General features: G+C 70.7%; 23 protein-coding genes, 2 tRNA genes and 1 pseudogene. 6 read left to right on the top strand and 20 right to left on the bottom strand.

The annotated features are described in order from the left end of the window. Positions 1-82 precede the first annotated feature (82 nt). Entirely contained in the window at positions 83-1,630 is a 1,548-nt protein-coding gene (locus BEK98_RS50880) for a helix-turn-helix domain-containing protein (RefSeq protein WP_094217778.1), read from the top strand. Here the strand turns inward: BEK98_RS50880 and dapE are convergent. The 7 genes from dapE to BEK98_RS19015 all read right to left on the bottom strand — a co-directional run bounded on the left by dapE (position 1,611) and on the right by BEK98_RS19015 (position 9,407). Continuing rightward, positions 1,611-2,666, bottom strand: a complete 1,056-nt coding sequence (gene dapE, locus BEK98_RS19045) for a succinyl-diaminopimelate desuccinylase (RefSeq protein ID WP_094217777.1) — start codon at positions 2,664-2,666, stop codon at positions 1,611-1,613. The genes BEK98_RS50880 and dapE overlap by 20 nt on opposite strands. Next, positions 2,663-4,030, bottom strand: a complete 1,368-nt coding sequence (locus BEK98_RS19040) for an amino acid permease (protein WP_094217776.1) — start codon at positions 4,028-4,030, stop codon at positions 2,663-2,665. The genes dapE and BEK98_RS19040 overlap by 4 nt, the downstream gene beginning before the upstream one ends. 349 nt (positions 4,031-4,379) lie before the next feature. Continuing rightward, positions 4,380-5,021, bottom strand: coding sequence for an IclR family transcriptional regulator (locus BEK98_RS19035; protein WP_094217775.1), 642 nt, complete (start codon positions 5,019-5,021; stop codon positions 4,380-4,382). A gap of 400 nt (positions 5,022-5,421) precedes the next feature. Next, positions 5,422-7,215, bottom strand: coding sequence for a DEAD/DEAH box helicase (locus BEK98_RS19030; protein WP_094217774.1), 1,794 nt, complete (start codon positions 7,213-7,215; stop codon positions 5,422-5,424). 120 nt (positions 7,216-7,335) lie between these two features. Continuing rightward, positions 7,336-7,710 carry a type II toxin-antitoxin system death-on-curing family toxin gene (locus BEK98_RS19025; RefSeq protein ID WP_094217773.1) on the bottom strand — a complete coding sequence of 125 codons (375 nt, stop codon included), beginning with the start codon at positions 7,708-7,710 and terminating at the stop codon, positions 7,336-7,338. Beyond that, the gene (locus tag BEK98_RS19020) at positions 7,707-7,907 is read right to left on the bottom strand and encodes a ribbon-helix-helix protein, CopG family (RefSeq protein WP_094217772.1); all 201 of its coding nucleotides are present in this window, start codon (positions 7,905-7,907) and stop codon (positions 7,707-7,709) included. The genes BEK98_RS19025 and BEK98_RS19020 overlap by 4 nt, the downstream gene beginning before the upstream one ends. A 72-nt stretch (positions 7,908-7,979) precedes the next feature. Then, positions 7,980-9,407, bottom strand: a complete 1,428-nt coding sequence (locus BEK98_RS19015) for an MFS transporter (protein ID WP_094217771.1) — start codon at positions 9,405-9,407, stop codon at positions 7,980-7,982. A gap of 174 nt (positions 9,408-9,581) precedes the next feature. On the opposite strand from BEK98_RS19015, the gene BEK98_RS49050 reads away from it, so the two are divergent. Further along, positions 9,582-9,679 (top strand) — tRNA-OTHER (locus BEK98_RS49050). A 19-nt stretch (positions 9,680-9,698) separates the two neighbouring features. Beyond that, positions 9,699-9,773: transfer RNA gene (locus BEK98_RS19010), tRNA-Cys, on the top strand. Between the two features lie 118 nt (positions 9,774-9,891). On the opposite strand, the gene BEK98_RS51290 is transcribed toward BEK98_RS19010, so the two are convergent. The 3 genes and pseudogenes from BEK98_RS51290 to BEK98_RS18995 all read right to left on the bottom strand — a co-directional run bounded on the left by BEK98_RS51290 (position 9,892) and on the right by BEK98_RS18995 (position 12,632). Continuing rightward, positions 9,892-10,308, bottom strand: coding sequence for an AbfB domain-containing protein (locus tag BEK98_RS51290; protein ID WP_167444207.1), 417 nt, complete (start codon positions 10,306-10,308; stop codon positions 9,892-9,894). Positions 10,309-10,642: 334 nt separating this feature from the next. Further along, a pseudogene (locus tag BEK98_RS19000) lies at positions 10,643-11,437 on the bottom strand (tyrosine-type recombinase/integrase); the annotation flags it as partial. A gap of 319 nt (positions 11,438-11,756) precedes the next feature. Further along, the gene (locus tag BEK98_RS18995; RefSeq protein ID WP_143684133.1) at positions 11,757-12,632 is read right to left on the bottom strand and encodes a hypothetical protein; all 876 of its coding nucleotides are present in this window, start codon (positions 12,630-12,632) and stop codon (positions 11,757-11,759) included. A gap of 178 nt (positions 12,633-12,810) precedes the next feature. Here BEK98_RS18995 and BEK98_RS48575 point away from each other — a divergent pair, with 178 nt between their 5' ends. The 3 genes from BEK98_RS48575 to BEK98_RS18985 all read left to right on the top strand — a co-directional run bounded on the left by BEK98_RS48575 (position 12,811) and on the right by BEK98_RS18985 (position 14,246). Continuing rightward, the gene (locus BEK98_RS48575) at positions 12,811-12,990 is read left to right on the top strand and encodes a hypothetical protein (RefSeq protein ID WP_143684132.1); all 180 of its coding nucleotides are present in this window, start codon (positions 12,811-12,813) and stop codon (positions 12,988-12,990) included. 383 nt (positions 12,991-13,373) lie between these two features. Continuing rightward, positions 13,374-13,844, top strand: a complete 471-nt coding sequence (locus BEK98_RS18990) for a hypothetical protein (protein ID WP_094217768.1) — start codon at positions 13,374-13,376, stop codon at positions 13,842-13,844. A gap of 93 nt (positions 13,845-13,937) precedes the next feature. Further along, complete coding sequence (locus tag BEK98_RS18985) at positions 13,938-14,246, top strand: hypothetical protein (RefSeq protein ID WP_143684131.1); 309 nt, start codon at positions 13,938-13,940, stop codon at positions 14,244-14,246. 3 nt (positions 14,247-14,249) lie between these two features. On the opposite strand, the gene BEK98_RS18980 is transcribed toward BEK98_RS18985, so the two are convergent. From BEK98_RS18980 to BEK98_RS18940, 10 genes are all read right to left on the bottom strand, one after another. After that, the gene (locus tag BEK98_RS18980) at positions 14,250-15,410 is read right to left on the bottom strand and encodes an SUKH-4 family immunity protein (RefSeq protein ID WP_094217766.1); all 1,161 of its coding nucleotides are present in this window, start codon (positions 15,408-15,410) and stop codon (positions 14,250-14,252) included. A gap of 142 nt (positions 15,411-15,552) precedes the next feature. Further along, positions 15,553-16,089 (bottom strand): AAA family ATPase, encoded by a 537-nt coding sequence (locus tag BEK98_RS18975; protein ID WP_094217765.1) that lies wholly within the window; start codon positions 16,087-16,089, stop codon positions 15,553-15,555. Further along, positions 16,086-16,211, bottom strand: coding sequence for a hypothetical protein (locus BEK98_RS50875; protein ID WP_279635469.1), 126 nt, complete (start codon positions 16,209-16,211; stop codon positions 16,086-16,088). The genes BEK98_RS18975 and BEK98_RS50875 overlap by 4 nt, the downstream gene beginning before the upstream one ends. After that, positions 16,208-18,517 (bottom strand): xanthine dehydrogenase family protein molybdopterin-binding subunit, encoded by a 2,310-nt coding sequence (locus BEK98_RS18970; protein ID WP_094217764.1) that lies wholly within the window; start codon positions 18,515-18,517, stop codon positions 16,208-16,210. The genes BEK98_RS50875 and BEK98_RS18970 overlap by 4 nt, the downstream gene beginning before the upstream one ends. Further along, entirely contained in the window at positions 18,514-20,070 is a 1,557-nt protein-coding gene (locus tag BEK98_RS18965; RefSeq protein WP_094217763.1) for a 2Fe-2S iron-sulfur cluster-binding protein, read from the bottom strand. Before BEK98_RS18965 ends, BEK98_RS18970 begins: the two co-directional genes overlap by 4 nt. Beyond that, positions 20,067-20,960 (bottom strand): FAD binding domain-containing protein, encoded by an 894-nt coding sequence (locus BEK98_RS18960; RefSeq protein WP_094217762.1) that lies wholly within the window; start codon positions 20,958-20,960, stop codon positions 20,067-20,069. The genes BEK98_RS18965 and BEK98_RS18960 overlap by 4 nt, the downstream gene beginning before the upstream one ends. Before the next feature lie 223 nt (positions 20,961-21,183). Further along, complete coding sequence (locus BEK98_RS18955; protein WP_094217761.1) at positions 21,184-22,800, bottom strand: beta-N-acetylhexosaminidase; 1,617 nt, start codon at positions 22,798-22,800, stop codon at positions 21,184-21,186. Positions 22,801-22,810: 10 nt separating this feature from the next. Then, complete coding sequence (locus BEK98_RS18950) at positions 22,811-23,656, bottom strand: carbohydrate ABC transporter permease (RefSeq protein ID WP_094217760.1); 846 nt, start codon at positions 23,654-23,656, stop codon at positions 22,811-22,813. Beyond that, positions 23,653-24,543 carry a carbohydrate ABC transporter permease gene (locus tag BEK98_RS18945; RefSeq protein WP_094217759.1) on the bottom strand — a complete coding sequence of 297 codons (891 nt, stop codon included), beginning with the start codon at positions 24,541-24,543 and terminating at the stop codon, positions 23,653-23,655. The genes BEK98_RS18950 and BEK98_RS18945 overlap by 4 nt, the downstream gene beginning before the upstream one ends. Continuing rightward, on the bottom strand, positions 24,540-25,832 hold the full coding sequence (locus BEK98_RS18940; protein ID WP_094217758.1) for an extracellular solute-binding protein: 1,293 nt from the start codon (positions 25,830-25,832) through the stop codon (positions 24,540-24,542). The genes BEK98_RS18945 and BEK98_RS18940 overlap by 4 nt, the downstream gene beginning before the upstream one ends. Between the last annotated feature and the right edge of the window lie 188 nt (positions 25,833-26,020).

Here is a 26,020-nt window from a genome sequence, read left to right as displayed (position 1 = left end):
GGAGGGCCGCGTGTTGTGCGAGCGGCCAAGGGATGCGTACGTTCGTTTCAGCATCAGCCAAGCCGACCCCGCGAGGACTCCCATGGACGCGTGCACTCTCGGCGACCTCCTGGACGTCGTCGGCGGCCCCGCCCTGCACCTGCACACCGCCCCCGCCGGGCAGGGCGTACCCGTCACCGAGGCGGTGCTCTACGACGGCCGGACCCCGCTCCCCCGGCTGCCCGGCGCGCTGCTGCTGGCGGTCGGGGTGCGGGCGGCGCAGGCGGGACCCCTGGTGCGGGCGGCGGCGGAGGCTGGGCTGACCGGGGTGGTGGTGCGGGGTCCGGACGGGCCGGTCGGGGAGGCGGAGGCGCACGGGGTGGCGCTGCTGTCGGTCGCCGAGGACGCGGCCTGGCACCAGGTGCACCTGCTGCTGGCCTCGGCCATCGGCGCACGGCCCGCCACCACCTCCGACACCGGTCTCGGCGACCTGTTCGCGCTGGCCGACGCCATCGCGGCCGGGGTCGGCGGGGCCACCGCCATCGAGGATCCCCGGCAGCGGATCCTGGCCTACTCGACCGTTCCCGGGCAGGCGGTGGACGAGGACCGGCGGCAGGGCATCCTCGGCCTGCAGGTGCCGGCCAGCGCGGAGAACACCGAGCAGTACAGGCGGCTGTTCGCGGCCGACCGGCCGGTGCGGCTGCCCGCGCTGACCGGCTCGGACCTGCCCCGCCTGGCGATGCCGGTGCGGGCCGGCGGGGAGACGCTCGGCTCCGTCTGGGTCATCGACGGCGGAGCGCTCGCCCCCGACGCCGAGGACACCCTGGTCCAGGGCGCCGCCACGGCCGCCCTGCTCCTGCTCCGGGCCCGCGCGGCCCGCGAACTGGCCCGGCACCGGGGCAGCGACCTGCTGCGCCGCCTGCTGGAGGGCACGGCGGACGCGCCGACGGCAGCCCAGCGGCTCGGGGTCACGGGCCCGGCCCGGGTGGCCGCGTTCGTCCTGGACTCGGCCGCGAGCGTCCCGGACGCCGAGCGGACCGCGCTGCGCCTGCTGGACGTCGTACGCCTGCAGTGCGAGGCGCGCTACGGGCGGCACGCGTGCGTGCTGGTGGACGGGGTGGTGTACGCGGTACTGCCGGCCCCGGGTGAGCGGCACAAGTCGCTGGCCGAGGACATCGTCGGGCGGGCCGGGCAGGCGCTGCGGGTGCCGGTGCGGGCGGCGCTGGGCGAGGTGGTGCCGGACGCGGCGGGCCTCGCGGACTCCCGGGCGGACGCGGATCTGGTGCTGCGGGTGCTGGACGCGGACCTGCCGGTCGCCACGGTGGACGAGGTGCGCCCGCGCGTGACGCTGCTGCGGCTGGCCGAAGTGATGGGCGAGCGACGGGAGTTGAGCGCGGGCGCCTGGCGGCGGGTACTGGCGTACGACGCGGAGAACGGCACGGAGTACGCCCGCACGCTGGTCTGCTGGTTCGACGCGGGCTGCGACATGGCGGGCGCGGCCAAACTGCTCGCCGTGCACCCCAACACCTGCCGCTACCGGCTCAGGCAGCTCCAGCAGCACGCCGGGGTCGACCTGGACGACCCCGACGAACGGCTGGTGCTGTGGCTTCAGTTGAGAGCGCTGGCCGGGCTCAGCCCAGCCAGCGCCTGAGCCGCTCCTCGCACCGCTCCAGGTGGTCGACGGGCACGTACTCCCCCGCCGTGTGGGCCAGCGACGGGTCCCCGGGGCCGTAGTTGAGCGCGGGTACGCCGAGCGCGGCGAACCGGGCCACGTCCGTCCAGCCGAGCTTGGGCCGCGGCTCGGCGCCGAGCGCGGAGACCAGCCCGCCGACCCGGTCCAGATGAGGCAGGGCCCCCGCGACGACCTCGGTGACATGAACCTCGTACTCCGGGAAGAGCCCGCGCACGTACGCCTCCGCCTCCTCGGCCGAACGACTGGGCGCAAAACGGCAGTTGACGGTCACGACACACTCGTCGGGTACGACGTTCCCGGCGACCCCGGCCCGCACCGCGACCGCGCTCAGCCCCTCCCGGTACTCCAGCCCGTCCACGACGACCCGCTCGGGCGTGTGCTCGTCGAGCCGCTGGAGCACCCGGGCTGCCTTGTGGGCGGCGTTGACGCCCTGCCAGGCGCGGGCGGTGTGGGCGCGGGCGCCCTTGACCACGATGTCGGCGGTGAGGATGCCCTGGCAGCCGGCCTCGACACCGGCCTGGGAGGGCTCCATGAGGATCGCCAGGTCGGCCTCTTCGAGCAGCCCCGGCCGCGCGGCGCCGATCCGGGCCAGCCCGTTGCGCTCCCCCTCGACCTCCTCGCACTCGTAGAAGACGTAGGTGAGGTCGCGGACGGGTGCGGTGACGGTGGCGGCGATCCGCAGCGCCACCGCCACCCCGCCCTTCATGTCGCAGGCACCGAGCCCGTGGACGCTCCCGCCGTCGAGCCGGGAGGGCAGGTTCCCGGCAGCAGGGACGGTGTCCAGGTGACCGGCGAGCAGGGCGCGTTCGGACCGGCCGAGGCTGGTACGGGCGACGACGGAGTTGCCGACCCGGTCGACGGTGAGGTGGGGCAGGGCGCGCAGGGCCGCCTCCACAGCGTCCGCGATCCGCTCCTCCTCTCCGCTCTCGGAGGGAAGGTCGACGAGGGCCCGGGTGAGGGTGACGACGTCGGCGGTGAGGTCGAGAGCGGTCATGCGGGGTCCTCGTGGGGTGCGTTGAGCCTGGAGTGCCGGATGCCGTAGAGGCCGTAGATCACGAGCCCGGCCGCCATCCACACCCCGAACGCGATCCAGGTGTCGGAGCCCAGGCTGAACAGCATGTAGACGCAGAAGCCGACGCCGAGCAGGGGCGTGACCGGCGAGAGCGGGACCCGGAAGGAGCGCGGGGCGCCCGGGCTGCGCCGACGCAGGATGACGACGGCCAGGTTGACCAGCATGAACGCGAAGAGGGTGCCGATGCTGGTGGCGTCGGCGAGGCTGCCGAGCGGGACGAGGGCGGCGAGTACGGCGATGAAGGCGGAGACGATGACGGTGTTGGCGCGCGGGACACCGGTCCTGGGGTTGACCTTGGCGAACAGCGGCGGCACCAGCCCGTCCCGGGCCATGGCGAACAGGATGCGGATCTGCCCGTACTGCACGGTGAGCACGACGCTGGTGGTGGCGACGACGGCACCGATGGACAGCAGGATCGGCCAGAGGCTGCCCCCGCCCACCGACCGCACCAGCACCTCGCTCAGGGTCGCCTCGGTCCCCGCGAACTGCTTCCACGGCATGGCACCGAGCGCGGCGACGGCGACGAGGACGTAGAGGGCGGTGACCAGGACCAGGGACAGGATGATCGCGCGAGGCAGGTCCCGCTGCGGATTCCGGGCCTCCTCCCCCGCGGTGGATGCGGCGTCGAAGCCGATGTAGGAGAAGAAGAGCGAGGCCGCCCCGGCACTCATGCCGGCGGCGCCGAGCGGGAAGAGGGGGTGGAAGTTCCCGGCACGGAAGGCGGTGAAGGCGACGGCGCAGAACATCACGAGCGCGGCGATCTTGATCCCGACCATGATCGTGTTGGCGACGGCGCTCTCCTTGGCCCCGCGCAGCAGCACGACCATGGCGAGTACGACGATGAGAGCGGCCGGGATGTTGAGGGTGCCGCCGAGCCCGGGCGGGGCACTGAGCGACTCGGGCAGGGTGACACCGAAGGCCAGGTCGAGCAGTTCGTTGACGTACTGCCCCCACCCCACGGCCACGGCGGCCACGGACACCCCGTACTCCAGGATCAGACACCACCCGCACACCCAGGCGACCAGCTCGCCGAGGGTGGCGTAGGCATAGCTGTACGACGATCCCGACCCGGGGATCATGCCGGCCAGCTCGGCATAGGACAGCGCCGAGAACAGCGCGGTGACCCCGGCGAGCACGAAGGACACGACGATCGCGGGCCCGGCCTCCGGGACGGCTTGCCCGAGCACGACGAAGATCCCGGTACCGAGGGTGGCCCCCACACTGAGCAACGTGAGCTGGGCGACCCCCATGGTCCGCTTGAGCGGACTGGAGGCGGCCTCACCCATGAGCGTGCCTACGGCTTGCCGCCGGGTGAGCCGGCCTCCGCGCGCTGTCCGTTGTCCGGCCTGTGGCCGGCTCTCGACTCTCTCCACCGTGCCGTTCCCTCCGCCATCGGGGCTGTATGGCCCTTGATGATGCGGAGGGGCGGTCAGCGGAAGGTGAGGGGAACGGCCAAAGGTTGGGGATTCGGATTAGCGTGATGGCCAAAGCACTGGTCCGACGGTGCCGTGGTGGCGAGCGGTACGCACATCAAAGGGGCGCGGGGCTGCATCGATATGCGGCTCCGCCGCGTGGGCGCGACCAGCCACAACGCACCCGCACCCAAAAACGAACGCCCCCCGCCAAAAGCAGCGCTCAGCGCAACGCTTCGGCGACTTCCCGAGCCGCATCGACCACCCTGGGCCCCACCCTCTCCGGAACGGAATCCGCGAGCATCACCACACCCACACTGCCCTCGACACCCGTCACCCCGATGAGCGGCGCCGCGGCCCCACTGGCCCCCGCCTCCAGCTCGCCGTGCGTCAGCGTGTACCCGGGGTCGCCCGAGGGCGACTGCCGCGCGGAGAGAATCGCCTTGCCCGCGGCCCCCCGGTCCAGCGGATGCCGGAAACCGGCGCGGTAGGCCACGTGGTAGTCCGTCCAGGTCGGCTCGACCACGGCGACGGCGAGCGCCTCCGTCCCGTCCACCAGCGTCAGATGCGCCGTAGCCCCGATGTCCTCGGCGAGCGAGCGCAGCGCGGGCAGCGCGGCCTCCCGTACCAGCGGATGCACCTGCCGGCCGAGCCGCAGCACCCCCAGCCCGACCCGGGCTCGCCCGCCCAGATCACGGCGTACGAGCGCATGCTGCTCCAGTGTGGCGAGCAACCGGTACACCACGGTCCGGTTCACACCCAATTTGTTGGAAAGCTCGGTGACGGTCAGGCCATGGTCCGTGTCGGCCAGCAACTTGAGGACACGTAGTCCCCGGTCGAGCGTCTGGGAGGTCTCCGCGGTCACGACGCCCACTCCTTTGGTGGTGAGGTCGGCAACCCCTGGGCGGACGGATGCGTCGCCGGGTCCCGACGGCGACGCGCCTCAGAGGCGGCCGATCGAGAACGACCCGTCGGCTCCGGGCCATGTCGCTTCACGGCTGCGCTCCGCGGCGGCGCTGCCACGGGGCGTGTGCGTAGCGGGACAGTAGCGAAGCCGGTTCGCTGAGCGGAAGTCTCCGTCCAGAATCCGGGCAAGGGCAGATCCGGCCTGCCTGCATTCGTCCGGATACGCACGGCCCCATGAACATGGCGGCCCCAGGATCATGGGGGTCAGACGGGGTCCGGGGCACAGCCTCGCGACGGCGCCTCCTCGACCAACCGAGACGGGCAGGCGGGCGGGAAAAATCCCCCAACCCAGCGGAGCGTCACCGCATCCGAGTGGCCCACTCCTGCACCTTGGCGATCCGCTGCCGCAACTGCCCCGCCGTCGCCTCCGCACTCGGCGGCCCCCCGCACACCCGCCGCAGCTCGGTGTGAATGACACCATGCGGCTTGCCGCTCTGGTGGACGTAGGCGCTGACCATCGTGTTGAGCTGCTTGCGCAGCTCCATCATCTCCTTGTGGCTGACCACCGGCCGCCGCTCGGCGGGCAGTTCGAGCAGGTCGGCCTCGGAGTCCGGCTTCTTACGGCTGTGCGCGATCTGCCGGGCCTGCCGCTTCTGCAGCAGCAACTGCACCTGCTCGGGCTCCAGCAGCCCGGGGATCCCGAGGTAGTCCTGCTCCTCCTCGCTCCCGGGGTGGGCCTGCATACCGAACTCGGCGCCGTCGTACAGCACCCGGTCGAAGACGGCGTCGGACTCCAGCGCCTCGAAGGGCAGCATGTCCTGCTCACCGGTGTCCTCGTCCTGCTCCCGGTTCGCCTCCTCCATCTCCTTCTCGGATTCGGCGTACGGGTCCTCCTCGCCCTCCTTCTTCGGCTTGTCGAGGGCGTGGTCCCGCTCCTTCTCCATCTCGTTGGCGAAGGTCAGCAGGTCGGGAACGGTGGGCAGGAACACGGACGCGGTCTCGCCGCGCCGCCGGGACCGTACGAAACGCCCGACGGCCTGAGCGAAGAACAGCGGAGTCGAAATGGTGGTGGCGTACACCCCCACCGCGAGCCGCGGCACGTCGACGCCCTCGGACACCATCCGCACAGCGACCATCCAGCGGTCGTTGCTCCCGCTGAAATCGTCGATCCTCTTCGAGGCACCGGCGTCGTCGGACAGCACCAGAGTCGCCTTGGACCCGGTGATCTCCCGGATCAGCTTGGCGTACGCACGCGCCGAGTCCTGGTCGGAGGCGATGACCAGCGCACCCGCGTCCGGGATGGCCTTCCTGACCTCGGTCAGCCGCTGGTCGGCGGCGCGCAGCACGCTCGGCATCCAGTCGCCGCGCGGATCGAGGGCGGTGCGCCAGGCCTGGCTGATCGCGTCCTTGGTCATCGGCTCGCCGAGCCGGGCGGCGATCTCGTCACCGGCCTTGGTGCGCCAGCGCATGTTGCCGCTGTAGCTGAGGAAGATGACGGGCCGGACGACATGGTCGGCCAGGGCGTTGCCGTATCCGTACGTGTAATCGGCGGAGGACCGCCGGATCCCGTCCGTCCCCTCCTCGTACGTCACGAAGGGGATGGGGTTGGTGTCGGACCGGAACGGCGTACCGGTCAGCGCGAGCCGCCGGGTCGCGGGCTCGAACGCCTCCAGACACGCCTCGCCCCAGGACTTGGAGTCACCGGCGTGGTGGATCTCGTCAAGAATCACGAGGGTCTTGCGCTGCTCGACCCGATTGCGGTGCAGCATCGGACGCACGCCCACACCGGCGTACGTGACGGCGACCCCGTCGTAGTCCTTGCCGAGCGGCCCCGCGCTGTACTCGGGATCGAGCTTGATCCCTATCCTTGCCGCGGCCTCCGCCCACTGCTTCTTCAGATGCTCGGTCGGCGCGACCACGGTGACCTGCTGCACGACATGGTGGTGCAGCAGCCAGGAGGCGAGGGTCAGCGCGAAGGTCGTCTTGCCGGCGCCGGGCGTGGCGACGGCGAGGAAGTCACGCGGCTGCTCCTGGATGTACTTCTCCATCGCCCCCTGCTGCCAGGCACGCAGCCTGCTGGCGGTACCCCAGGGCGCGCGCCCGGGGAAGGCGGGGGAAAGGTGGTGGGAGGAGGAAGCGGCGGTGGTAGTCACGGTCTCCGTAGTTAAGGGGGTAGGGCGGCTCGGCTACGTATGACAACCGGGCCACCCTACCGGCGCCCCACCCCCGTCAACGCCCGGACAAGGCCGGGTCCCCCGTGGGTGGGATCCACGTCACAACCGCCGCAGCCGCTCCGCGATCCGCGAGATGTCGCTGATGCTCCCGGAGGCCACGTCGATGACCAGGCCGTATGCGGTGTCCTGGTCGACGTCGGCGAGATCGACCCCGTTGAGGGCGAGGAAGGTGGCCGTGGCGAGCCAGGCGGTGCGCTTGTTGCCGTCGACCAGGGGGTGGTTGGCGGCGAGGGCGTGCAGCAGTGCGGCGGCCTGCTCGTGCAGGTCCTCGTAGGCGGCCGTACCGAACATCCGTGCACGGGGCCGGTGCACGGCCGAGGCCAGCAGCCCGGGCTCCCGCGCCTCGGGCGGACGGCCGCCGAAGGCGATCTCGGCGATGGCGGTGACCTCGGCGACGGTGAGATGCCGGTTCATTCGCCCAGCCTCCTCAACAGGTCGGCGTGGCTCAGCGCGAGGCGCTCGGCGTGGGCACGGACGGCCGCCCCTTCCTCGTCCAGATACCGGCGTACGGCGTCCAGCACCACCTCCTCGGTACCGCGGCCGGACGCGTCAGCGAGATCGTCCAGCGCCTGCCGGGTGGCGGGGTCGAGGGAGAGAGTCAGCTCTTGCATGCGGGGAGGCTAGGACGCGGCGGCACGACCCGGCGACCGATATACCGCGGCGACGGCCGCTACACCGCGGCCTCACCGCTCCCGCAGCCGCGTCGTGACCCATGCCCCCACCAGCGCCACCCCCGCCATCGGCAGGAACACGGCGGCGAAGGCGGCGGGATGGGTGGCGTCGGCTGTCGTGGCCGTGGTGCTGCCGCCGCCCAGGGCGGCGAAGGCCGCGCCGGTCGCGGCCAGGAGGACCACGTTGGAGAGGGCGTCGGAGATCTGCAGGGCGGCGGAGTTGGCGCCGGCCTCCTCCGGGGCGGACAGCTGGAGCAGGAGCACGCTGGCGGAGGCGATCACCAGCCCCATGCCGAAGCAGCCGAAGCCCCAGGCGACGGCGACGATCCAGACCGGCACTGCCTGTACGAGCACACTCGGCGCGGTGACGATCGCGGCGGCCACCAGCACCATCCCCACGGTCATCAGCCGCTCCCGGTACGGCTCCACGCGCGGCCGGGACTGCACCCATGAGCCCAGCGCCCACGTGCCCCCGCCCGCGGCCAGCGAGAACCCGGCCAGCGTCGGCGACAGCCCCCGCTGGGTGACCAGCATCAGCGGGACGAAGGAATCAGCCGCGATGAAGGACCCGGCGGCGACCCCGCGCAGCAGCACGACGGAGGGCAGCCCGCGGGCGGCGCGGTAGGTGCCGCGCGGCAGCAGACCGAGGACGGCGGGCACCAGCAGGGCGGCTCCGGCGAGGCCGGGGAGCAGCGAGAACCAGCGCAGGTCCTGGGCGGCGTACTGGAGGAGACCCGCGCCGAGGGAGATGGCGAGGGCGAGCCGGATACGCCGCCGGTCGAAGGAACCGGAGCCCTCGGTGCCGGCCACGGGACCTGCCGCCCTCCGCCGTATCTGCGGCAGCGCGAGAGCGAGCGGGAACACCACGAGCACGGGTATGCCGAGGAAGACCCACCGCCAGCCGAGGTGCTCGGTCACGGCGCCCGAGGCGAGGGGCCCGACGATGGACGGTACGACCCACCCGGCGGCGAAGGCCGCCATGATCGCGGGGCGCAGCCGCTCGGGGTAGGCGCGGCCGACGACGACGTACAGCGCGACGATGACCAGCCCGCCGCCGAAGCCCTGTATGGCGCGGCCCAGAATGAACACCCACATGCCCTGGGCGGTCCCGGCGACGACGAGCCCCGCGGCGAAGGCCGCGATCCCCGTGGTCAGCGCCCCGAGCGGTCCCTTGCGGTCCGACCACTGCCCGGCGAGCACCATGCCGAACAGGCTGGTCGTGAAGTACCCCGAGAAGGCGAACGCGTACAGCGCCACGCCGTCCAGCTCCCGCGCCGCGACGGGCATCGCCGTTCCGACGGCGGTCGCCTCGAAGGCGATGAGCAGCACGACGGAGACGATCCCGACACTGAGCGCCCGATAGGCCCGGCTCAGCACACCGCCGTCTCTGTCGGCGGCATCATCCACAACAGCGGCGTCAGGAGACTTCAGGGCACTCATGCTCGTCAGCGTAAGGCCCACAACAAGGTTTGACCCCTGTCGGTAGTCCCACCCGACCTGCGACCTTGGTCGTACACCGGCCGTTTCATGAACGCGGTGTGGCAGTCCCATTGCAGCCCGCGCCGTCCCCTTGAACCCCTCTCCCACCGGCCCGTACGTTCATTCCACGAACACGGCCGTGTGCCCGAGTGGTTCAGGGGCTCGCCTGCGCTGCACCCATCAGCGAGCTCCGCTCGCGGGGAGTGACGTGGGTTCGATTCCCGCCACGGCCGAACAACAGAAGATGATCACGGCCGTGTGCCCGAGTGGTTTAGGGGCTCGCCTGCAAAGCGAGTTACGTGGGTTCGATTCCCGCCACGGCCTCCAGTGCCTGACCAGGCGAAACGAAGGGCGGCACCCCATGCGGGGTGCCGCCCTTTGGTCGTCCGTCTCAGTTCCCGTCTCAGTTGGATCCCCAGCGTTCATGGAGACGCTCCGGTGACCGTCACGTTTCGATCAACCTGAAGCTTGCGTCCCCCGCGGCAATCCCCGACTCGGACTTATCGCGCAAAAAGAGGTGGAGATTCTCGTGCGCGAGGAACCGGGTTTTAAATTTGTCCTGGAACGCTTGGTAGGAGTGCCATCCGTCCCTTGGATCGCCAGCCAGTGGAGCAACCTCGCGGAACGCATGATCTTGCTTGAACAGCTCAGTGCCGTCGGGAGGCTCCAGCACTATCCGGAAGTTCTTGTGCCGAAGAAAGAACCCACTTGGGTGCTTTGCTTCAAACGCAAGCAGCCTACTCCCCTGGTCCACTCGCAGAAAATGAACCAGCCAATCGAAATCACCAATCGGCCCCGGGAAGTCCAGTTCGTTTATCTCGCCCTCGAAATTGTGATGCCGAACGAAGAACTTCTGGTCCATGTTGAAGGTTTGGATGCGAGTCATGTCCTCGCGCCTCCGATCGCACTGCAATCCCCTGGGGCTGATGACATCCTGCGGGAAACTCGATGCACCTGACATGGCGCCACTGCCCGCCCTCGACTCTTAGCCACCTCATGCCTGCGGAACCGGCAGACGCATTCCAGGCGGTGGAGCGTGGGCGACTGAATCGCCCTTCACAAGGACTAGTTGTGGCTACCTACCCGCCCCACCAGTGTAATAGCCGTTCGCAGGCGACGCACGCTGAGGGCGTTCCAGGCGAGCGAAATGCGGAGAGCATGGGCGATCCATTCTCGGACCGCCCACGCATCGGGTATCAGTTCTCTCGCGCTGTCACTCCGGCAGCACCGTCGTCGCCATAATCTGGCCTGTCAATCTTGGTTTTCCAGATCAGACTGTCGACCTGCTTCGCAACGTCGGCTCGCACGGCGTCCACCATGTGCTGATACCGGGCGGCCATGGCCGTGGTCGACCACCCCATGAGGCCCATGCCGGCCCGTTCGGGGACACCAAGGATGAGCAGCACCGTCGTGGCCGTGTGCCGCGCGTCGTGCAGACGCCCGTCCCGAACGTTGGCCTCTGCCAGCAGGGCCTTCCACTCGGTCCAGTCCCGGCGGTGGGACGGACTACGGCCGTACTCGTCCGGGAACACCAGGCTGTTCTCCTCCCAGCGCTTCCCCGCACCCTGCCGCTCCGCTTCCTGCGCCTTGAGGTGCGCACGGAGTAGGTCAACAAGCTGTTCGGGGAGACCGACCGCGCGGCGGCCGGCGCGCGACTTGGTGGTGGACAACTCCGGGTTGGTCCGTCGCCTCTGCGGGCAGTACCCGGCGGCCTTGCGCCCACAGGGCTCCGCACACCCGTGGGCGTACTGCGGCCGGTGGCGACTCCGACGGACAACGAGGAAGCCACCCTCAAGGTCCACGTCTTCCCACTTCAGCCCCAGCACTTCCCCTTGACGCAGTCCGAGGGCGAGGGCGACGGCCCACCGTGCGGAGTTACGCTGCTGGTCCGCGGCCTTCAGCAACCGCTGTACCTCTTGGACGCTGTAGGGCTCTACCTCGTAGTCACCCGTCTTGGGGGCCTTGGCCAACAGCACGGGGTTCTTGCCGAGGGTTATGCAACAGAGCCTTTGTATGGATGCCCGTCCTGGCTTGGATCGTCTGGGCCAGTTCCTTATAGGTGATGACGGCGTGATACTGGCGCGCCACGTCCGCGAGTACGTCATACGCGGCTGCCGCCCAGGCTTCACGAGGGTCCTGGCTCGCCGGCACGCCGTCGGCCACAAGCTTCCGCTCGCTCTGTTGCATCCCCACCCCACGATGCCGTGCTGAACATGCCCCAGGTGCATCCTTCCCCACGACCGTATGAGACACCAGAGACTTGATGGTCCTCCGCTCTACAGGCGCGCTCCTGAGCACGCACGCGAGCCTTCAAGCCGCGTGCCCCAAGCGACCCTCGGCACGCAGGACCTCGTAACCGACGATGGTCAGTAGCTCCCGGCCGCAGTCGTTGGCCAGGTCGTTCAGCGTCGGCTCGGCGAAGGCTGCGGCCAGTGTCCCCGAGGCTGCTGCTGCGAACTCGCGACGACGGGCCAGGTACTCGGACTTGGTACCTCGGTGCACCAACCGGACACGCTCAATGAGGGCGGTGTCGAGGTCTCTGTCCCGGACGCGACGGATCGCCGTACACATGGCCTCAAGGTGGGTCAGGAAGCTCTCCAGTGTCAGTGCTGCTTCCGGGTGCCCCACAGCACGGATAAGGCCGGTTCCGGCGAACGCGCTGGAGGGCTCAAACACCGCGCGGGCCGCCCCGGCAAGTTCCTCCCGATCGAAGCGCCCTGTGTAACCGACGTCTGTGAGTAGGCGCAGGAGCCGGTTCCGGGCTGTGTCCGTCGCGAGTGGGTGATCTAGCTGCTGCAGCAACCCACGGGCGCCCTCTCTCGCGACATCCTTGTTGCGCAGCCCATCCCTAAGCCACGTGCGCAGTGCCTTCACAGCCTGACGTGTCGGAACGTACTCATCGCCGCAGTACAACCACAGGTTCAGCGGAACCAACGCCAGGCTGGGGATCTTAGGCATCTGCTGACGCTTTTCGAGAAGCAGCAGGAACAACTTGCGCTGATTAGTTGCGTGGAGAGCCTTGTCCGATCCGCGCCGTCCCTTCGGCCTGCGCGTCGGCTTGTCCAGCAAGCCCTTGGCAACCCAGTCGTGCACAAGGCGGGCCGTCACCTTGTGGCCGGCCTCACCAGCATCGGCGACAAGGTCATCGATCGTTCCGGGTTCTGTGATTCTGCTCCAGGGATCCACGGTTGGAAATTACATCGCCTTCGCCACCGACGTGGGCCGTCTTTGGCTCCGTGAACCCAACTGTCCTCTCTAGGCTCGAAATTGAGCAGGGAAGTCCCTCCGACCGCATGCTTTGGTCGGCTCAGCCGAAGGTCCTCCCCCGCCCGAGAGCGCATCCCCACACAGCAAGGAAGGCCCCATGACGGTTGACTCTAGCCCCACCCCCTCGAATCACGCCCCGAGCAGTAGCAAGCGAACGTGGAAGCGGCTGAGCCGCAGCTACGGCCGAGTCGTCACCACCCAGTTCCTCAAGGGAGCGGCGAGTGCCGCGGGGGCAGCCATCATCAGCGCGGCTTCGTGGTGGTTCCGGCAGCGCTGAACGATCACCCACGAGGTGCAAGACGTGGGCGTCCGTCTCAGTTTCCGTCTCGTTCATCGCCGTACACAGCCGTGCGGCGCAGTTCACGCTACCCGGCGGGCGCGACGTTCGTACGGGGTTGAACGGCGACGGACGCCCCCGAATAGCGCTCTGACCAGCCCCGACAAACCTGCAAAGCGAGTTACGTGGGTTCGATTCCCGCCACGGCCTCCACTGCCTTGACCAGGCAAAACGAATGGGCGGCACCCCATGCGGGGTGCCGCCCTTTCGGTCGTCCGTGCCGGTTTCCGTGCGTCGGATGCGACGGGTGGGGCAGGAGCGCATGCTGGTACTGGAAGCATGTTCCGTTGGAGGTGATGACGTTGAGGCGTCCCCTCATCACTGTGACCACCGCCGCATTCCTGCTGGTCTCTGTCGCCTCTACGGGAGGCACGGCGACCGCGGCCGAGGTACGGGGCCCGGCTTCCGTTCCGGCGGCCCAGTGCACGTACCGTGACGCGTTCCCGCCCGGCGGCGGCACCAACACCGGCGGTATCCCGAACCGGTACCAGTATGCGAACAGCCCGTACGCCGGCGCCCGCTTCGACAGCTGCGCCGACTCGCTCCAGATCTACTACGGCGGCTTTTCCAACCCGCGTTATGCCTACTACGAGATCGCTTACACCTATCCGTCACAGCTCGGCTGGTACAGATGGGTGGACCGCGGAATGGGACGCAGGATCTGGTCGGTCCGCCCGCCCATTACCCGCGGCGACTGGAACTTCAAGGTACGGGCCTGTGCCAACACGATCGACAGTCCGGGACCCGGCACCTGCACGGCATGGTCGCCGCAGCTCTTCCTGCACGCTGTCTGAGCACACCCGGGGCCGGCCCGGTGTCTACCGCGCGACCCGTACCGGCGCCGACACCGTCAAGCGAGTTACGTCCCGCTGACTCCGATCCCGAGGATGACCATGGCCACGAAGCCTGCTTGCGGACCTGAGCGAGATCCTGAGTTCTTCGCCGCGATCGACGAGGTGTTCGGCAAATACCCTGACGCCGCCCGTAGATACGCGGTGTCCTGCATGAGGCTCGAGCACGACATCATGCAGATCGACTTCGAGAAGCAGATCGGGGTGTCCCGCGTCGAGGACGGTCAGATCATCACCGAGTTTCGCGAGCGCGACGACGAGTCCGTGCGCTCGCATCACTCGGCCTGCTGCAAGTGGGTCGGAGAGGCTCCGCACAAGACCTGCGTGGAGATCTGCCTGGAGTGACCCTCAGAGCACCCCGCCCGCCTCGTCCTGGAACAGTTCCGTCCAGTAGTGCCAGTCGGTGGCCGGGGACAGGGCCGTCGGGTCTATCGACGTCAGGGTCTGGATCATCGCCGCGGCCAGCTGGTCGTACGCGTCCGTCGTCAGTTCGTTGCCCAGGTGTTCGTCGATGGTGCGCTCGTGGTGCAGGAGCCAGAGGGTGAAGGCCAGGGTGGAGACGTCGGTGTTCAGGGGGTAGAGCGTTGCCTCCGGCTCGCTGAAGGTGAGGATCGCGCCCGTTCTGCCGTCGATCACCAGGCTGTTGTCCTCGACCAGGTAGCCGAGGCGGATCAGGTGGTCGGAGTGGGCGGGGAGGTCCTCCAGGGGGTACTCGCCGGCGCGTTCTCCGGTGTAGTACTCGGTGAGGGTGGGCAGCGGGACGTCCGTGTCGGCGTGGAAGAGGACCGCCTCCTCCGGCAGGCCCGTCTCGCGCAGGAAACGGCGGGTCGGCTCGTGGGTGAGCGTGGTGGGGAAGTCGACCTCCTCGAAGCGGGCCACCCGGCCGTGGCCGAACTCCTGGTCCAGGACGCGGGCCGGGACGTCCAGGGTGAGGCCGGACGCCGTGCCGGGGCCGGCGATGAGGGCGAGCGGGCGGATCAGGGCCGCCGTCTTCCAGTACGGCGGGACCTCGCCGTTCGTGTCCTCCTCGAAGAGCGCGAGGAGGCGGCGGGAGGCCTCGGTCACCGTCTTGGGGCCGTACTGGCCCGACAGGGCGGCGAAACGGCCGCGCAGACCTGCCAGTTCCTCGGTGACGGCGGCGAAGCGCAGGAGGGTGTCCAGGGACGGGGCGAAGGGGCGGGAGCCGGACGGGTCGAAGAGGTAGGCCGTCGTGATCTCGCCCGTGTCCCCGTCGAGCAGGATCGACTCGCGCTCCATGCCCGCGGGGTTGAGGAGTTCGCCTATCACCAGGCGGTTGCGCAGCCCCTCCGCCAGGCGGAAGGGGCCGTCCGTGGCGTCGCCGAGGGTGCGCAGGCCGTGTGTGCGGAGCGGGGAGAACGTCAACAGGTCGGTGTCCGTGGGCAGTCCGGGGCCCGCGAGCAGGCCGCGTGTCGGCGCGTGCGTGACGTACCGGTCCAGCTCCGCCTCGGTCAGCGTGATCGCCGGCACCCCGGCATCGGTCGTGCTCATCGCTCCCCCGCGATCTTCCTCGGTGCGTCGGTCCCTGGGCTGGGCATGCCCGGCCGTCCTCCGGCTTCCCTCCGGAAACGGCCGTCCCCCACTGCCCAGAACACTACGCCGCACCACTGACAACGCCCTTGGATTAAGGACGTCAGGCGAGCCTCGCGCGTTCCGTGCCGGCCAGGATCGCGTCCACGGTCTCCGCCGGGGTCCACTCCGAGCTGTCCAGCCACAGGCCGATGCGCGGGGTGCGCAGGCGCAGTTCCTCGTCCAGGGCCACCGGCGTCCATGCGCCGTAGCCGGTCTTCGGGCGCCCGGCTTCGCGTGTCGCCACCGCCTCGGGGCGGGGCGCCAGGACGACCACGTACAGCGGGCGGGTGCGGATCAGGCCGGTGTACGTCGTCAACCGCTCGCCCAGCAGGACGTCCTGGACGACGGCCGTGAAACCCGCCTCCGCGTACGAGTCCGCCGCGGCCGCCGACAGCCGGTGGCGCAGATGGAGTTGGGCCGTCGCCTCGTCGTCGGAGCCGGCTCCGGGGGCGTACTCGCGCCTGCCCGAGACGATCATGCGGCGGAACGCGTCGCCCCGGACGTGTGCCGCGCGCGGGAGCCTCTCGGCCAGGAGCTGCGCGACCGTCGATTTGCCGGACGCCATCACCCCGGTGATGACGACGACCCCGTCCCTCATGTGAAGTAGATGCCGCCCAGGACGACCGCCAGTGCCGCCACGGCGAACAGCAGGATCCACAGGAACAACTTGCCCACGCCGGGCGGGGGTTCGTAGCGCTGTTCCTCGGGAGGCGTGGTCACTGCGGTGTCACCACCGCGGCCTGCGGGCGGATCGGGAGGCGGTTGACCGGGCGGCCGGTGGCCGCGCGGACGGCCGAGGCGATGGCCGCCGGTGACGTCACCACCGGGACCGCGCTGACCGACTTGGCGCCGAAGGGGGCGACCACGTCCCGTTCCTCGACCAGCTTCACGATCCGGATGTCCGGCGCGTCCAGGGCGGTGGGGAGCGCGTACCCCGTGAGGTCGGGGTGCCGGATCAGGCCGCGCGGGGTGCGGAGGTTCTCCGTCAGCGCGATGCCCACGCCCTGGGTGACGCCCGCCTCGATGCGCGAGACCAGCTGCGCCGGGTTCAGCACCCGGCCCACGTCCTGGGCGACCGCCAGCTCGACCACCCGGACCGAGCCGAGTTCGATGTCCACGTCCACCACCGCGCGGATCGCGCAGAAGGCGAGGCCGACGAAGGCGTCGCCCTGGCCCTCGGCGTTCAGCGGCTCGGTGGGGTGCGGGCGGCACTGGGCGGTGGCCCACAGCTCCTTGCCGTCCAGGGCCTCGGTGACGGTCGTCGAGAGCACGCCGTCGTACGAGGTGATCTTGCCGTCGGTGATCTGGAGCAGCTCCGTCGACATGCCGAACTTGTGCGCCAGGGGCTGCAGCAGTTGGGTCCGGACCATCCTGGCCGCGCGTTCCACCGCGCCGCCGGAGACCCAGGTGTGGCGGCCGCGGCAGCCCGCGCCCGCCGGGGGCTGGTCGGTGTCGACCGGTGCCACGTGCACCTCGTCGATGCCGAGCGTGTCCTGGACGATCTGGCGGGCGAGGGTGGTGAAGCCCTGGCCCGTCTCCACGGCCGCGCACAGCACGGTCGCGACGCCGTCGTGGACCTTCACGGTCGCCGTGGAGACCTCGTCGGCGCCCTCCGCGCCGAGCATGTGCACCATGCCCAGGCCGTAGCCGACGCCCCGGCGCACCGCGCCCGGTTCGCCCGCGCCCTCGGGGCCGCCGGGCAGCAGCCACTCCTCCTCGGGCGTGTCCTTGGGCAGGGCGGGGAGGGGGAAGTCGCGGACCGCCTGGAGGAGTTCGGCCACCGGCGCCGGGCAGGTGACCGTCTGGCCGATCGGCAGGACGTCGCCGGTCGCGAGCGCGTTGCGCAGGCGCAGCTCGGCCGGGTCCTGGCCGAGTTTCTTCGCGAGCTTGTCCATCTGCGCCTCGTAGGCGGCGCACACCTGCATGGCACCCTCGCCGCGCACATGGCCGGAGGGCGGGTTGTTGGTGCGTACGGCCCAGCCCTCGATGAAGGCGTTCGGGACGACGTAGGGGCCGCAGGCGAAGGAGACGGCGGCGGCGAGGGACTCGGCGGAGGTGTCGGCGTAAGGGCCCGCGTCGAGGAGGATCTGCGCCTCGACCTTCACCAGCCTGCCGTCGGCGTCGGCGTGGTGGCGGTAGCGCAGCAGGGTCGGGTGGCGGTGGGCGTGGCCGAGGAAGGACTCCTCGCGGGTGGCCGTGAGCTTCACCGGGCAGCCGGTCTTGAGGGCGAGCAGGCCGAGCGGGAGCTGGAAGCCCTGGTCCTCGCGGTCGGCGGTGGCGCCGGGCACCCCGGTGACGACGATCTTCACCCGATCGGGGGACAGGCCGTAGCAGGCCGCGGCGGTGTTGCGGTCGGAGTGCGGGTCGGTGGAGGCCAGGTACAGCTCCACGCCGCCGTCGGGGCGCGGCACCGCGAGACCGGCCTCGGCGCCGATGGGGGCCGGGTCCTGGCGGCCGATGCGGTACAGGCCCTCGACGACGACCTCGCCGACCGCGTCCGGGTCGCCGTGGCGCAGCGGGATGTGCCGGATCAGGTTGCCGTCGGGGTGCAGGGGTTCGGCCTCGAAGGCCTGCTCCGGGTCGGTGACCGGGTCGAGTACCTCGTACTCGACGATGACGGCGGCGGCGGCCATCCGGGCGGTGTCCGGGTGGTCGGCGGCGACGGCCGCGATGGGCTCGCCGTGGTGGCGCACGACCTCGGCGGCGAACACCGGGCGGTCGGGGGTGCCCCGGCCGTGGCGCGGGGTCCCCGGCACGTCCTCGTGGGTGATGACGGCCCGTACGCCGGGCATCTCGCGCGCGTGGGTGGTGTCGATGGACACGATGCGCGCGTGTGCGTGCGGGGAGCGCAGGACGGCCGCCCACAGCAGGCCCTCGGCCCACAGGTCGGCCGCGTACGGGAAGGTGCCCTCGGTCTTGGCGCGGGCGTCGGCGTGCGGAAGCGAGGCGCCGAGGCCGTGCGGCAGCGGCTCGGCGGCCGGGGCCGCTTCCGCCGCGGTGGTCGCGGTGGCGGCTTCGTTGCTCACCCCTGGCCTCCGTCCTGGCCGTACTGCTGATCGTGCGGTCCCGGTGTACCGAAGGTGCCGGGGCTGTCGAAGAGACCATGTGCCTCGAACGCCGACGGGTTGACGCCGCCGGAGCCCGGGCCCGCCTGGTGCGGAATACGTGCCTCGTCCCCGTCCGTCTCAACGTCGCCGGCGGCGTGCGCCTCGCGTTCGGCGACGACCTCCTTGACGGCGTCCAGGACGCCCCGGTAGCCGGAGCAGCGGCACAGGTTGCCGCACAGGGCTTGCCGGGTCTCCAGCTCGGTCGGCGCCGGGTTGCCCTCCAGCAGGTCGTGCACGGTCATCGCCATGCCCGGCACGCAGAATCCGCACTGCACGGCACCGCACCGGGCGAGCGCCCGCTGCACGTCGGAGGGCTGCCCGTCGACGGCCAGGCCCTCGACGGTACGGACCTCGGCACCGGCCGCGGTGACCGCCGGGACCAGGCAGGAGGCCACCAGGCGCCCGTCCACCTGCACGTTGCAGGCGCCGCACTCGCCCTGCGAGCAGCCGTCCTTGGCCCCGGCGAGGCCGAGCCGCTCCCTGAGGACGTACAGCAGGGACTCGCCGATCCAGGCGTCGGTGACGGGCCGTTCGGCCCCGTTGACGCGCAGGACGTAGGAGGCGAGGGGGTGGTCGTCGTTCGGTCCTTGGGCGGCCTGGGCGGGGTCCTCGGGGGCGTCCTGCTCGGCGGCCGCCGGGTCCGCCTGGCCCTCGGGGTCCGGGGCCTGCGCCGCGGGCTCGACAGGCTCTACGGCCTCGCCGTCCTCCGGCGTGCCGACGGCGTCCGGCGCGGTGTCGGCCGTGTCCGGCGTTTCCGCGGCCTCCTGCGCGGCCGCCCGGGCCGTGGGCTCACTGTGCTGCGCCGGGCCGTCAGCGGGGCTCTCAGGGGTCTGTGCGGGTGCCGTGGGGGCGTACGGCGCCGTGGGGGCGTACTCCGGCGCCGGGGACGCGTCGGCCGCGTGGGGTTCGGCGCCGGGCTCCGGCTGTCCCCAGGGCCGGCCCGCGGACTCCGTCGCCCAGGGCGCGGGCGCGCCGCCGGGCAGGGTGGCCGGCGGGGTGCCGCCCCACTGCTCGACCAGCGAGGAAGTGGTGAACTCGCCCGATTCGTCCGGGATATCCCCGCCGGCGACCGGGATGGACCACTGCCCGGTGACGTCGTGCCCGGGCGCGGCCGGGGCCGCGGGCTCCTCGAAGGTCCACTGCTGGGTGGCGGCCGGGTGGTACGTGAACCGGTCGTCCGCCGCCTGCTCCTGGGGCACGGCGTTCGGGTCGGGCCACTGGTGACCGTCGGCGGGCACGGCCCAGGTGCCGGTGGCGGTCGGGTCGCTCGCCTCGTGGGTCGCCGTTATCTGCGGCGGCACATAGCCGTGGCCGGGCGCGGCCAGGGGGCTGTCACCGGACAGCAGGGCGTCGATGCCGCCCTCGGGGAGCTTGACGAAGGCGGTGGCGCCGTCGTCGTAGTCGCCCTGGGGCAGCGGATTCCAGCGGCCGCCACCCTGGGGCGTGCCCTCTCCGTGCTGGTCGTCGGTCACGACAGCGCCCTCCCCAGTGCTCGTCGGGCCAGCGCGGCGACGGTGCGCCGCAGGTGCAGTACGGCGGGCGGAAGCGGGACCACGGAACCGTCCGGCTCCGGGGCGGGGTCGGGGATGCAGGCCGCGGCGACGTACTCCCCGAAGGCGCTCAGGGCCTCCGGGACGAGTGCGCGGTCGTTGTCCCAGTCGATGAGCCCGGCGACCCACTGCTCGGCCTCCAGGGGCCTGAGCGGCATCGGCGCTATGGCACCGACGGCACACCGCACCCCGCGCCGGGCCGGGTCGAGCACCAGGGCCACGGAGGCCACCGCGCGGCCCGGGCCGGTGCGTCCGGTCGCCTTCAGGAAGACCTGCGGGGCGTGCAGCAGCGGCACGCGCACGTAGCCGATGAGTTCGCCGCCGCGCAGCATCTCCACGCCGGCCAGCAGGTGCGACACCGGGATCTCCCGGCGGGCTCCGCCCGGCCCCGCGATGATCAGCGTCGCCTCCAGGGCGGCCAGCACCGGCAGCGCGTCCCCGGTGGGGGCGGCCGAGGCGATGTTGCCGCCCAGGGTGCCCGCGTTGCGGATGTGCGGCGGGCCCGCGGCGCGCGCGGCGGCGGCGAGCGCCGGGATCAGGGCCGCGAAGTCGGGGCGGCCCATCCGCGCGTGTGTGAGGCCCGCGCCGAGCAGCGCGTGGCCGTCCTGGTACTGCCAGCCGCGGATCTCGCTGATCCGGCCGAGGCCCACCAGGGCGGCGGGCCTGAGCTGACCGGAGTTGACGGCGGCCATCAGGTCGGTGCCGCCCGCCACGGGGACGGCCGTGGGCATGGCCGCGAGGGCCGCCACAGCCTCGTCCAGTGTCGTGGGCAGCGTGACGGCCTGCTCCGCCTGCGGTGCGTGCGTGGTCAAACCGGCTGCCCCTTCCCGCTGCCCCACCTGGTCCCACCTGTGTGGCCGTACGGTACGTGCTCACAGGGCGGACGTGGCAACTCTGGCACATCTTCGCAAGGCCCGAACGCGGGGGTCCGCTAGGAGGCATTCGCCCACCTCACCAGCGAGATGGTCCGTTTTGCACGGCATCACCGGTGCGTACTTATTGCCTCTCTTCGGCGATCCTGTCGAGGTTTTTCCGTTATCTGTTCGGAGGCGGTCCCTCCAGCGGCCGCCCGAGCACACCGGGGCGCCGCTGCCACGGCCGGGGCCCGGTGGGCGGCCGGTAGGCGACGCCGAGGGCGTCAAGCTGCCCGTAGTGGGCGGCCATACGGCGCTCGAAGTCCGCGAAGTCCCGTTCCTGCGGCGCGGGCAGCCGGCTCCAGGCGACCTCGGCGAAGGCGGCCAGCCTGGGGAAGGTCTGGTAGTCCACGCGCGCGGTGTCCTCCATCACCTCGGTCCAGACGTTGGCCTGGGTGCCCAGCACGTGCCGGGCCTCCGCCTCGCTGAGCTGGGACGGAACGGGCTCGAACCGGTAGACGTCCTCCAGGGTGCGCACGAATCCGATCGGCACGGGCTCGTCCTCGCCCGGGGCCTGCCGGTGGTCCAGGTAGACGTACTGTTCCGGGCACATGACGACGTCGTGCCCCGCGCGCGCGGCCGCGACGCCGCCCCCGTAGCCGCGCCAGGAGGACACCGCCGCTCCCGGCGCCAGTCCGCCCTCCAGGATCTCGTCCCAGCCGATGAGCCGACGCCCGCGCGCGGTGAGCCACTTGTCGAAGTGCCCGATGAACCAGGACTGCAACTCGTCCTCGTCGGCGAGCCCGAGTTCCGTGATGCGGGTCTTGGCCGTCACCGACTCGCTCCACTGCTCCTTGCGGCATTCGTCGCCGCCGACGTGAATGAACTCCGAGGGGAACAGCTCCAGGACTTCCTCGAACACCTCCTCGTAGAAGCGCAGGGTGGTGTCAGTGGGGGCGAGTACGTTGGACGAGATCCCCCAGGTGTCCCACACGGTCAGGGCGGTTGTGTCGATGACGTCGGTGTTGCCCAGTTCCGGATACGCGGCGATGGCGGCCTGCGAGTGGCCCGGTACGTCGATTTCCGGGACGACGGTGATATGCCGCTCGGCGGCGTAGGCGACGATCTCCCGGATGTCGTCCTGGGTGTAGTAACCCCCGTGCGGCTTCTCCTCCCACAGCGGCGAGGCCCGGTGTCCGAATTTCGTCCGCGCCCGCCAGGAGGCGACCTCGGTCAGCCTGGGGTGGCGCCGGATCTCGATCCGCCAGCCCTGGTCGTCCGTCAGGTGGAAGTGGAAGACGTTGAGTTTGTGCGCGGCCATCAGGTCCAGGTAGCGCAGGACGCCTTCCTTGGGCATGAAGTGCCGGGCGACGTCGAGCATGAGGCCGCGCCAGCGGAAACGGGGGGAATCCTCGACGGTGATCTGCGGCAGGTCCCAGTCCTGCCCCGGCCGCACCGGCGCCCGGCGGAACGCGTCGGGGCCGAGCAGTTGCCGGAAGGTCTGGGCCCCCCAGAAGACACCGGCCGCGCTGCCGCCCTGGATGCGGTACGGGCCGTCGTCGTTGACCAGGCGGTAGCCCTCCGGGGGCAGGTCGGGTTCGATGCTCAGCACGAGGCGGTTGGCACCGTCGCCCGCCTCCGGAAAGGGCAGGCCGGTCGCGGCACCGACCGTGGTGCGCAGCCAGCGCGCGACGCCCTCCGTGCCGGCCCGCGCCTCCAGGGCCGTATCGCGGTCGAGGCTCGTGTACCCGGCGGCGTTCCAGGAACAGCGCGCCGGAGCCGGAATCAGATCCACCATGTCAGTCACGTCAGTCCTTTACCGCTCCGCCCAGCCCCGAGACCAGACGTCGCTGTACGAGTACGAAGAAGACCAGCACCGGAATCGTCATCACCGTGGACGCGGCCATGACCCCGCCCCAGTCCGGCTCGTCCGGCTTGAAGAACACCAGCAGGGCCATCGGCAGGGTCGACCGGGAGGTGTCGCTGATGATGAAGGACTTGGCGAACAGGAAGTCGTTCCAGGCCGAGATGAAGGAAAACACGCTCGTGGCCACCAGGCCGGGGAGGACGAGCGGGAAAAGGATCTGCCACAGGAATCTCCCGCGGCTCGCCCCGTCCAGGTACGCGGCCTCCTCCAGCGCTTCCGGCACGGCTTTCACGAACCCCCTCAGCATCCAGATCGCGAAGGGCAGCGAGAAGGCGATGTGGGGCAGGATCAGCGCACCGAGCGTGTTCAGCTGCCCGAAGTCCCGCATGAGGAAGAACAGGGGGATGGTGAGGGCTTCCACGGGCACCATCTGGGCCACCAGAAACATGATCAGCAAGGTGGTCCGGAAGCGGAAACGGAATCGCGCGACGGCGGTCGCGGCGAGAAACGCGATCACCGCGGAGACGATCACCACACTGCCCGCCACCACCACGCTGTTGGCGAAGTAACGGCCGAATTCCTGCTGTCCGAAGACCCGTCGGAAGGACTCGAGGGACGGCGAGAGCGTCCACGGCCGGGGCCGGTCGGATGCGATCTCTCCGGCCGGTTCGAAGGCGCTCAGCACCATCCAGTACAGCGGGAAGGCGACGGCGGCCGCGATCAGCAGGGCCACGGCCTCTGCCGCCAACCGCCACGGCCGCTGCACACGCACCCGAAGAAGATTCACAGCTCCTCCCCCTCCCGGCGCAGCAGCCGCAGGTACACCAGCGTCACGACGAGCAGGATCAGCAGCGTCACCACGCCGATCGCCGAGCCGAGGCCGTACTGGGAGGACGCGAACGCCTTCTGATAGGCGTACACGTTCAGCACCAGGTTCTGGCCCGCGATGCCGCCGCCGCCCGTCATGACGTAGATCTGCGTGAAGACCTTGAAGTCCCAGATGACCGACTGGATGGTGACGACGGTGAGGATCGGCCGGAGCATCGGCGCGAGCACCGACCGCCAGATCCGCCACTGCGAGGCGCCGTCCAGGGCCGCGGCCTCCAGCACCTCGGACGGTACGGCGCGGATCCCGGCGTAGACCGTCACCATCACGAACGGGAAGGAGCACCAGACCACTTCGAGCAGGACGAGCAGGAAGGCGCTGTAGCGCCCGTACGTCCACGAGTGGTCGCCGAGCCCGAGGATCCGGTTCACCGGGCCGAAGTCGGGGTCGAAGAGGAGCAGCCACACCGTGGAGCCGGTGACCGCGGGGGTCGCCCATGCCCCCAGCGCGGCCAGCATCAACGCCAGCCGCGGTACGGCACGCACCCGCGTGAGCAGCACGGCGAGCGCACAGCCGACGGCGAGGGTGGAGCCGACGCAGGCCGCGGCGAACACCACGGTGGCCAGCAGCACCTGCCAGAACTGCCCGTCGGAGAACAGGTCGGCGTAGTTCCCGAACCCCCGGAAGGCGGTCGGTTCGCCCCCGCTGACCTGAGCCTGGGTGTACCGGAAGAGGGAGATCAGGCCGAGCTGGTAGACGGGGTAGAGGAGCAGTCCGCCGAGGACGACAAGGGCGGGTGTCAGATACAGCCAGGGAGTCCAGGGAGCTCGGTGGCGCATGCTGCTCATCCGGCCGAGCCGAACGCGTCGTTCATCTTCGCCGCGGCCTCCTTCGCGGCCGCATCCACGCTCTTCTTGCCGCTGATGACTTCCTGGAACATCGTCGGCAGCACCAGCGAGGAGTCGATCTGCGACCAGGCGGGCGATGCGGGGACGAACTTCGTGCCGGACGCCAGCGTGGTCACGAACGGCTTCACGAAGGGCTGCCGGGCCGCCGCCTGGTCGCGGACGTCCGTGAAGGTCGGCAGGAAGCCCATCGCGTCGAACAGGGCGGCCTGCGTCTTCTTGGACGCCAGCCGCTCCATGAGGTCCACGGCGAGCGTGCGGTGGGTGGTGCTCTTCAGGACGCCGATGTTGTTGCCGCCCGCGAACGCCGGGGCGATCGAGCCGGAGGCGACACCCGGCAGCGGTACGACCGCGTACTTGCCCTTCACCTTCCCGGCCTCCACGGCCGCGTGGCTGAAGTCGCCGCCGATCGCCATCCCCGCCTTGCCCGCGGCGAACGCGGTCACCGTGTCGTTGCCGCCCATGCCCGCGCACTTGGCGGCGGGACAGTTGGCGTCGGAGAACAGCGAGGTGTAGGCCTTGATGCCCGCGCGGGCCGCGGCGCTGTCGAGCGCGGAGGCGTACGAGCCGCCCTTGCCGGTGGCCAGGTCGCCGCCGTTGGCCCAGATGAAGGGCATGGCGCCGTAGGTGTAGGCACCGCCGACGACCAGGCCGTACAGGTCGGGCTTCGCGGCGCGGATCGTACGGGCCGTGGTGGCCAGCTCGGCCAGGGACTTCGGCGGTTTCAGGCCGAGTTCCCGGAAGACGTCGGTGCGGTAGTACAGGGCGCGGACGCCGACGTAGAAGGGGGCGCCGTAGACCTTTCCGGCCACCGTGACCGACTGCCGGGCGGTCGAGTCGGTGTTCTTCGCCTCGCTCCAGGCGGAGAACTCCCGGGTGACGTCGAGAAGTCCGCCGTCGTGGACGTAGCCGGCGGTGTCGGTGTTGCCGTACTCGATGACGTCGGGCGCGGACGCGGGGTCGTTGAAGGCGGCCTTGACGCGCTGGGCGCGGGTCTCGACCGGGATGTACTCGACGTCGACCTTGGTGTCCTTGTGCGCCTTGCGGAAGGCGGCGACGACCGTGTCGACGGCCTTCTTCTTCGGCTCGTTGCCGACCTCCTGGAAGAGCCAGACCCGCAGGGTGCCGGTCTTCTCGTCCCGGTCGGAGGCGGAGTTGGAGGAGGACTGCGGGGCGCAGGCGGTGGCGACGACGAGGGTGAGCAGTGCGGCGAGTGGGGCGGACAGCTTCATGGAGCGTTCCTCCGGAAGTAGTGCGTTGCAACATGTGCAATGACTGTTTCGCTCTGCACAACACCATGGAGGCTATGGACAACATGAACATGCCGACAAGAGGTCTCAACCACTCTGTGACCAGAAAGCACAAAGGCCCCCGGGACGCGTCTCGACGCGTCCCGGGGGCCTCGCGGTGTTCAGACCGG

This window comes from Streptomyces diastatochromogenes, assembly GCF_002242805.1.
Lineage (GTDB): Bacteria > Actinomycetota > Actinomycetes > Streptomycetales > Streptomycetaceae > Streptomyces > Streptomyces diastatochromogenes.
Note: the sequence above shows the minus strand (reverse complement) of the source record. Positions and strands in the feature narration are given on the sequence as shown.

Coding starts and splice junctions, on each gene's coding strand:
- BEK98_RS18980 (WP_094217766.1), bottom strand. CDS start 15,410: ATGAGCACGACCGATGCCGGGGTGCCGGCGATCACGCTGACCGAGGCG.
- BEK98_RS18940 (WP_094217758.1), bottom strand. CDS start 25,832: ATGAAGCTGTCCGCCCCACTCGCCGCACTGCTCACCCTCGTCGTCGCC.
- BEK98_RS19015 (WP_094217771.1), bottom strand. CDS start 9,407: ATGAGTGCCCTGAAGTCTCCTGACGCCGCTGTTGTGGATGATGCCGCC.
- BEK98_RS19020 (WP_094217772.1), bottom strand. CDS start 7,907: ATGCAAGAGCTGACTCTCTCCCTCGACCCCGCCACCCGGCAGGCGCTG.
- BEK98_RS50880 (WP_094217778.1), top strand. CDS start 83: ATGGACGCGTGCACTCTCGGCGACCTCCTGGACGTCGTCGGCGGCCCC.
- BEK98_RS18985 (WP_143684131.1), top strand. CDS start 13,938: ATGACCATGGCCACGAAGCCTGCTTGCGGACCTGAGCGAGATCCTGAG.
- dapE (WP_094217777.1), bottom strand. CDS start 2,666: ATGACCGCTCTCGACCTCACCGCCGACGTCGTCACCCTCACCCGGGCC.
- BEK98_RS19025 (WP_094217773.1), bottom strand. CDS start 7,710: ATGAACCGGCATCTCACCGTCGCCGAGGTCACCGCCATCGCCGAGATC.
- BEK98_RS48575 (WP_143684132.1), top strand. CDS start 12,811: ATGACGGTTGACTCTAGCCCCACCCCCTCGAATCACGCCCCGAGCAGT.
- BEK98_RS51290 (WP_167444207.1), bottom strand. CDS start 10,308: ATGGACCAGAAGTTCTTCGTTCGGCATCACAATTTCGAGGGCGAGATA.
- BEK98_RS18945 (WP_094217759.1), bottom strand. CDS start 24,543: ATGAGCAGCATGCGCCACCGAGCTCCCTGGACTCCCTGGCTGTATCTG.
- BEK98_RS19040 (WP_094217776.1), bottom strand. CDS start 4,030: ATGGGTGAGGCCGCCTCCAGTCCGCTCAAGCGGACCATGGGGGTCGCC.
- BEK98_RS18955 (WP_094217761.1), bottom strand. CDS start 22,800: ATGGTGGATCTGATTCCGGCTCCGGCGCGCTGTTCCTGGAACGCCGCC.
- BEK98_RS18975 (WP_094217765.1), bottom strand. CDS start 16,089: ATGAGGGACGGGGTCGTCGTCATCACCGGGGTGATGGCGTCCGGCAAA.